Origin of the sequence: Corallococcus sp. CA049B (assembly GCF_003611685.1) — a bacterium.
GTDB lineage: Bacteria > Myxococcota > Myxococcia > Myxococcales > Myxococcaceae > Corallococcus > Corallococcus coralloides.
Genome location: NZ_RAWC01000327.1, coordinates 1 through 7,292, shown reverse-complemented (window position 1 = coordinate 7,292; position 7,292 = coordinate 1). Strand labels below are relative to the sequence as shown.

The 7,292-nt window shown below is 70.0% G+C and carries 7 protein-coding genes; 6 read left to right on the top strand and 1 reads right to left on the bottom strand.

What is annotated here, in order from left to right; all coding sequences use genetic code 11:
* Positions 1-688: Clp protease N-terminal domain-containing protein (locus D7W82_RS37470; RefSeq protein WP_304988764.1), on the bottom strand; the 688-nt coding region annotated here is incomplete at its 3' end.
* 216 nt (positions 689-904) lie between these two features.
* On the opposite strand from D7W82_RS37470, the gene D7W82_RS37465 reads away from it, so the two are divergent.
* The 6 genes from D7W82_RS37465 to D7W82_RS37440 all read left to right on the top strand — a co-directional run.
* A complete protein-coding gene (locus D7W82_RS37465; protein WP_120622861.1) occupies positions 905-1,603 on the top strand; it encodes a YIP1 family protein in 699 nt (232 codons plus the stop codon).
* Positions 1,600-2,925 (top strand): TolC family protein, encoded by a 1,326-nt coding sequence (locus tag D7W82_RS37460; protein WP_120622860.1) that lies wholly within the window; start codon positions 1,600-1,602, stop codon positions 2,923-2,925. Before D7W82_RS37465 ends, D7W82_RS37460 begins: the two co-directional genes overlap by 4 nt.
* Complete coding sequence (locus D7W82_RS37455; RefSeq protein WP_120622859.1) at positions 2,922-4,175, top strand: efflux RND transporter periplasmic adaptor subunit; 1,254 nt, start codon at positions 2,922-2,924, stop codon at positions 4,173-4,175. The genes D7W82_RS37460 and D7W82_RS37455 overlap by 4 nt, the downstream gene beginning before the upstream one ends.
* The gene (locus tag D7W82_RS37450) at positions 4,172-4,930 is read left to right on the top strand and encodes an ABC transporter ATP-binding protein (RefSeq protein WP_120590033.1); all 759 of its coding nucleotides are present in this window, start codon (positions 4,172-4,174) and stop codon (positions 4,928-4,930) included. The genes D7W82_RS37455 and D7W82_RS37450 overlap by 4 nt, the downstream gene beginning before the upstream one ends.
* Positions 4,927-6,165 carry an ABC transporter permease gene (locus D7W82_RS37445; RefSeq protein ID WP_120622858.1) on the top strand — a complete coding sequence of 413 codons (1,239 nt, stop codon included), beginning with the start codon at positions 4,927-4,929 and terminating at the stop codon, positions 6,163-6,165. Before D7W82_RS37450 ends, D7W82_RS37445 begins: the two co-directional genes overlap by 4 nt.
* Positions 6,166-6,171: 6 nt before the next feature.
* Positions 6,172-7,292, top strand: a 1,121-nt coding sequence (locus D7W82_RS37440) for an ABC transporter permease (protein ID WP_147439748.1), incomplete at its 3' end; no start/stop codon positions are given.

Below are 7,292 nucleotides of genomic sequence, written 5' to 3'. Positions count from 1 at the left end.
GGGCCGGGGGCGGCGCCATGCGCGGCATCGGCGGAGGAGGGGCCTCCGCGACGGCATCCTGCGTCACGTCGTCCTCGTCAACGTCGATGAGGTCTCGCGGCGACAGCGCGGGCGTCGCGCGCGCGGCCGGCGGCGGCGTCACCGGGGGCGTCATCACCGGCGCCGGCGCCGGGCGCGGCACGCTCAGCGCGAACGTGGAGGAGGGGAGGGGAGACGGCGGCGCGCCCACCGGGCGGCTCACCGGTGCGCGCGTGGCCACCGCCTGGCCATAGCCCGGCTGGAGCCGGCGCGGCAGGCCGCCGCTGGTGGAATAGGCGAGCGCCGTGTTGGACAGGGAGATGAGATCCAACCCCGTCCGCCCCAGCAGGTCGCTCGCGGCGCAGCGCTTGCGGATGATGGCGATGAGCAGGTGCAGGCAGTCCGCCTCGCCCGCCCGGAAGGTGCTGGCCAGCTCGCGGGCGCGCGCGGTCAGCTCCTGCACCACGTTGCCCGTCTCCGCCGGGGCCTCCGTGATGAGCTGGAGGAGTGCGTCCTCGTCCACGCCCTTCTCCTTCAGGAGGAGCTGGGCACGGTTCTCCACCGTGAAGAGCGCCAGCAACACGTGAGCCGACGTGGGCTTCTGGGCGACGCTGCGGGCGATGTCATGCGCCTCATGGAGAACCTGGGCGAGATCCGTGCTGTCGACCATTCATGCTCCGGCAAGCGTCCAGCCGAGCGGAATACACCGTCCGCCGCCCCGCCGCAAAATTTAGGCTACAGACCGCTACAGGATGGATGCAAGGCAGGATAAACCTTGGGGTGCCGCCGGATTTCGTTTGGCTGCCTGCCCGTTTCCCGACTGAATTCAAGGGACCGGGCAATCACTCCGGGAGGGCTGCGTAGACCGCCCTGAGACCCCATCCTTATGACCTCCCTTGCTCAACCGGCGCGCGTCTTCGTGGACCCCCTTGGGGGCACGCGCGCCGCCGTCGAGGCCCGGCGTTGGCTGTGGCCCCTCCTCATCCTCGCCTTCTGCGTCGCCCTCTCCGGCACCGTCTTCGCGCTGCGCTGGGACGCCACCGCCTCCATCGTGAGCGCCCTGCCCACGGACTCGACCGCGTCCAGCGTCTCCGAGTCCGACATCGCCGAGCAGATTCAAACGGCGTCACGCAAGGCGCTGGTGGGCGGCATCGCCAATGGGCTCATCGTGATGCCCCTGATGGTGCTGCTGCTCGCGTGCATCCTGTGGGTCACCGCGTGGCTCTTCAACAAGCCCGCGGCCTTCGGGCAGCTGATGGCGGCCGCCGCGGTGGCGCTGCTGCCCATCGCGCTGTACCACCTCATCTACGCGGTGTGCGCGGCCTACCAGCACTCGCTCACCGACCTGCGCGCGGCGCGGCTCGTGCCCTCCAGCCTGGCCCTGCTGGACGGCCTGTCGCCGAAGATGCAGCGCGTGCTCAAGGGCGTGGATTTCTTCAACCTGTGGAGCGTGGGCCTGCTGGGAGTGGGCTTCTCCACCGCCACCGGAATGCGCCTCGGGCGCGCGCTGGTGCTCATCGGGGTGATGTACCTCATGTACGTCGGAGTCTTCTTCATCGGCCTGCCCGCGGGAGGTGCGCAGTGAGCGCCTTCCTCGTCGTCGCGACGCTGCTCACCGCCACGCCCATCACGCTGGAGGAGACGCGCCAGCTGGGCCGCAAGAACACCCAGGCGCTCCAGGCCGCGCTGGACGTCGCCGTGGCCCAGGAGGACCAGCGCGTGGCGCGCTCCGGCCTGCTGCCGCAGGTGCAGCTCAACGTGGGCCCCAGCCTCCAATACCTGGGCCGGCGCCGGCAGGTCTTCAGCGTCCCCATCAGCGATGATGAGACCGTCACGCGCGAAGTGGTGAGTACCTCCAACACGGCGGACAGCTACTCCGCGTCGCTGGGCCTGTCGCAGGTCATCTACAACCGCGGCCTCTGGAAGCAGCTGGAGCAGGCCGGCGTCAACGTGGACGCCACGCGCAACCAGTCCATTGAAGAGGCGGACACCTCCGAGCTGGAGGCCATCCGCCGCTTCTTCAACCTCTTCCTGTCGCAGGCCACGCTGGACGTGCTCAACGCCACCGCGCAGCGCAGCGAGGAGCAATTGGAGCGCGCGCGCGCCCTCTTCACCGCGGGCCGCGTGGGCAAGTCCGAGGAGATCGCCGCCCAGGTCAACCTGGGCAATGATCGCATCAACATCGTGCAGCGGCAGAACCAGCTGGTGGCGGACCAGGTGCAGCTGGCCGTGTGGCTGGCGCGCCCCGGCACGGAGCTGCTCCAGGCGGTGGACCCCGGCGTGTTCCAGCAGGAGCCCGCGCCGGCGCCCGCCCTGGATGACGCCATCAAGCAGGCCCGCGAGCACCGCGCCCTGCTCAAGGCGCTCCAGCAGCGCGTGCAGGTGGCGCAGCTGCAGCGGGCCATCGTGCAGGGCGACTACATCCCGCGCGTGGGCCTGTCCGCGCAGTACTCGCACAACAGCCAGGCCCCAGGCTCGTTCTTCAGCGAGCCCGGCTACGGCAACATCTTCACGGGCGGCATCAATCTGACGTGGGACCTGTTCAACGGTTTCAACACGGACGCCCAGTCCGCGCGCGCCCAGGTCAACATCCGCAAGGCGGAGTTGACGTTCGCGCAGACGGCGCGGGAGCTGGAGGCGGAGGTGCGCCGCTCCCACCAGGTGCTGGAGGGCCAGATCGCCTCCGCGAAGCTCGCGATGGATAACCGCGCGGTCGCCCAGCAGGGCCTGGCGCTGGCGGACGAGCGCTTCCGCGCGGGCGCCGGCTCCACGCTGGACGTGCGAGACGCGCAGCTCAAGTTGACCCAGGCGGAGCTGGTGTTGCTCCAGAGCCGCATCGATGTCGAAATCGCCCGCTATGCCCTGTTCCGGGCCATGGGCACGCTGAACCCGGGAGACTCACAATGACGTGGTGGAAGGCGGCAATCGCCGGCGCGCTGTTGCTTGGAGCGGTGGCCATCACCGTGGGCGGCCTGCGGGACCGGCCGCCCCCGACGCAGGAAGTCCAGATGGCCAAGGCCCGCAAGGGCACCATCACCCGCACCATCACCGGCGCGGGCAAGGTGCAGGCGGCCACCACCGTGAAGATCTCCTCCAACCTGTCCGGCGACCTGGTCGCCCTCAAGGTGAAGGACGGCGACGCCATCACCAAGGGGCAGGTGCTGGGGCAGATCGACAAGCGCTACTACGAGGCGGCCGTGAAGCAGGCCACCGCGTCGCGCGACGCGGCCCGCTCCGAGGTCCAGGTGGCGGAGGTGGACACCGTGCGCCAGCGCGCGGAGCTGGCCCGCGTGAAGGGGCTCGCGGAGAAGGGGCTCGCGTCCGCCGCGGAGGTGGAGCAGTCCCAGGCGGTGGTGGACACCGCGGAGGCGCGCCTCGCCGCCGCCCGGCAGCGCGTGGCCCAGAGCAGCGCCGTGCTGGAGCAGGCCTCCACGGACCTGGCGCGCACCACGCTCCTGTCCCCCATCGACGGCAACGTGATTGAGCTCACGCGTGAAGTGGGCGAGCGCGTGCGCGGCTCCGACTTCTCCGAGGACGTGGTGATGACCATCGCCGCGCTCAACCAGATGGAGGTGAAGTTCGAGGTGGGTGAGCACGAGGTCGTCCACCTGAAGTACGGCCAGCCCGCGGAGGTGACGCTGGACGCGCTGGAGGGCCAGTCCTTCACCGGCACCGTGGTGGAGATCGCCCAGAAGGCCACCATCAAGAACCCGGGCACGGAGGCCGAAGTCACGAGCTTCCCCATCACCGTCGCCCTGGACGCGCGTCCGCCGGGCGTGCTCCCCGGCATGAGCGCCGAGGCGCGCATCAGCGCGGAGACGCACAACGACGCGGTGCTGGTGCCCATCCAGGCCGTCACGGTGCGCGCGGAGCGCTCGCTGCCGGACTACCAGGCGCCGGTGGAGGGCACGTCGCTCACCGCCAAGCGCCGCACGGAGTCGCTGGCCAAGGTCGTGTTCGTGGTGGACAACGACAACAAGGCGCAGGTGCGCCGCGTGCGCACCGGCATCGCCTCCGACACGGAGCTGGAGGTGCTGGAGGGCCTGCAGGTCGGTGACCGCGTGGTGGAGGGCCCCTACCGCACGCTGTCCAAGGAGCTGTCCCACGGGGACGCGGTGCGCGAGCCGGAGAAGGCCGCGGCGAAGGGCAAGTCGTGACGTCCACCCCTGCACCGGACGCGGGCCCCCTCATCCAGGTGGAGGGGCTCACGCGGGCCTTCTTCGTGGGCGGTGAAGAGGTGCGCGCGCTGCGCGGCGTGTCCTTTGGCATCCAGCGGGGGGAGTGGGTGGCCATCATCGGTCAGTCCGGCTCCGGCAAGAGCACGCTCATGAACGTGCTGGGCTGCCTGGATACGCCCACGAGCGGCCGCTACATGCTCAACGGCAAGGACGTGTCGCGCATGGACGACGACGACCTGGCCGTCATCCGCAACGTGGAGATCGGCTTCATCTTCCAGACGTTCCAGCTGCTCCCCCGGGAGACGGCGCTCGCCAACGTGGAGCTGCCGCTGGTGTACCGGGGCATGGGCGCGAAGGAGCGGCGCGAGCGGGCGAAGGCGGCGCTGGACAAGGTGCAGCTCACGCACCGCATGCACCACCGGCCCAACGAGCTGTCGGGCGGTCAGCGCCAGCGCGTGGCCATCGCGCGGGCGCTGGTGTCGGAGCCGTCCATGCTCCTGGCGGACGAGCCCACGGGCAACCTGGACTCGGCCACCGGCGAGGAGATCGTCAAGCTCTTCGAGCAGCTGCACCGCGCGGGGCACACGCTGGTGCTCGTCACGCACGAACCGAAGCTGGCCGCGAGATGTCCCCGGGCCATCCGGTTGAGCGACGGGGAGATTGTCGCGGACGGGCCGGGGCCGGAGGTGGCGATGGGCGGGCACACGGTGGTGCCCCAGGCGGGCACCGCGTGAGCTTCCGGCAGGGCTTCCGCGTGGACGTGCTGGAGGGGGCCCGCATCGCGGTGTTCTCCCTCCGGGCGAACCGGATGCGCACGGTGCTCACGACGCTGGGCATCGGCATCGGCGTGGCCACGCTGCTCGCCATTGTCGGCATCATCCAGGGGCTCAACGCGTCGTTCGAGAAGCAGCTGGCCACGCTGGGCGCCAACACGGTCTTCATCTCCAAGTACCCCTGGATGATCAAAGGGAACTGGTGGCTCTACCGCAACCGGAAGAACTTCACGCTGGAGCAGGTGGCGGCGGTGCGTGCGCAGGCGGACTTCATCACCGCCATCTCCCCGGCGGTGATGCGGACGTCCGACGTGGCGCACGGCGCGCTCCAGGTCTCCAACGTGCGCATCAACGGCGTGTGGAGCGACTACCTGGCCATCGGCAACTACGAGGTGGTGTCCGGACGGTTCCTCACCCGCGCGGATGAAGAGGTGAACCGGGCGGTGACGGTGCTGGGCGCGGACGTGGCCGCCTCGCTCTTTCCCAGCATCAGCCCGCTGGGGCAGACGGTGCGCATCGACGGGCGGCCCTTCCAGGTGGTGGGCACGCTGGGGCGCAAGGGGAAGGTCGTGGCGGAGAACATGGACATGTCCGTGTTCATGCCCTTCAAGACCTTCAACTCGCACTTCGGCAAGGGGCGGCCCATGCAGATCGCCATCGCCGTGGCGGACGCGGGGCAGATGGCGAAGGTGGAGGACCAGCTGGTGGGCATCATGCGGCGCGTGCGCGCGACGCCGCCGGGCCAGCCGGACGACTTCAACGTCAACCGGACGGACTCGCTCGCGGCGACCTACGAGCAGCTCACCGGCGCGCTCTACGCGGTGGCCACGGGCGTGGGGCTGATCACCCTGCTGGTGGGCGGCATCGGCATCATGAACATCATGCTGGTGTCGGTGCGCGAGCGGACGCGGGAGATTGGTGTCCGCCGGGCGCTGGGCGCGCGCCAGCGCACCATCGTGCTCCAGTTCCTGATGGAGGCCTCCAGCGTGTCCGCGGTGGGGGGGCTGTTGGGGACGACGGTGGGGCTGGGCACGGCGAAGCTCGTGTCGCTGGTGACGCCGCTGGCGGCGGACGTGCGCCCGGGCACGGTGGTGGGCGGGGTGGCGTTCGCGGCGCTGGTAGGCCTGCTGTTCGGCATCTGGCCGGCCGCGCGGGCGGCGAAGCTGGACCCGGTGGAAGCGCTCCGCTACGAATAGGCACGGATGCGGGCCTTCCTGGACAACCTGCGGCTGGCGCTCGGCACGTTCCTGGGCAACCCGCTGCGCTCGCTCTTGACGCTGGTGGGCATCGTCATCGGCGTGGCCACCGTCATCACGATGATGGCGCTCATCGAGGGCCTGCGCGAACAGGTGAACAAGAACCTGGGCAGCCTGGGCGCGCACACCTTCGAGGTGACGAAGTGGCCCACCGGCTTCGGCCGCATCAACTGGGCGAAGTACGCCAGGCGCAAGGACCTGCGCGGCGACGACGTGCGCGCCATCGTGGAGTCCTGTCCCTCGGTGGGCGCGGCGACACCCAAGGCCCAGGAGTGGGGCAAGAAGCTGACCACGGCGTTCCGGGAGACGCCCCCTTCGGTGAGCGTCCTGGGCACGGAGCCCACGTACCTGGAGACGAGCGGCGTCATCGTTTCGACCGGCCGCTTCTTCAACGAGACGGAGACGCTGGACGGCCGCCCGGTGATGGTCATTGGCGTGGACCTGGCGGACACGCTCTTCCCGGGCATGAACCCGGTGGGCTCCGAGGTGCGGCTCCAGGGCCGGCCGTTCCAGGTGATTGGCGTGCTGCAGAAGCGCGGCAGTGTCATGGGGATGGCCAGCCAGGACAACCAGGCCATCATGCCCATGCGCGCCTTCCAGCAGTTCTACGGCAAGAACCGCTCGGTGGAGATCGACATCCAGGCGCGTGACGGGGAGTCGTTCCAGAAGGCGCAGGACGAGGTGGTGAACCTGATGCGCCGCCGCCGGGGCCTGACGCCGCAGGAGGCGAACGACTTCGAGCTGCACACCAACGAGTCCATGACGGCGTCCTTCAACGAGCTGTCACAGGTCATCGCGTTCGCGGGCGTGGGCGTGTGCCTGCTGTCGCTGGTGGTGGGCGGCATCGGCATCCTGAACATCATGTTGATGTCGGTGACGGAGCGGACGCGGGAGATTGGCATCCGCAAGGCGCTGGGCGCGCGCCGCCGCCGCATCCTGGGCCAGTTCGCCACGGAGGCGGTGATGCTGTCGCTCGTGGGCGGGGTGCTGGGGCTGGGGCTGGGCTTCGGGTTCGTCTTCCTGGGCAAGTGGGTGCTGCTGTTCCCCATGAGCGTGCCCGCGTGGGC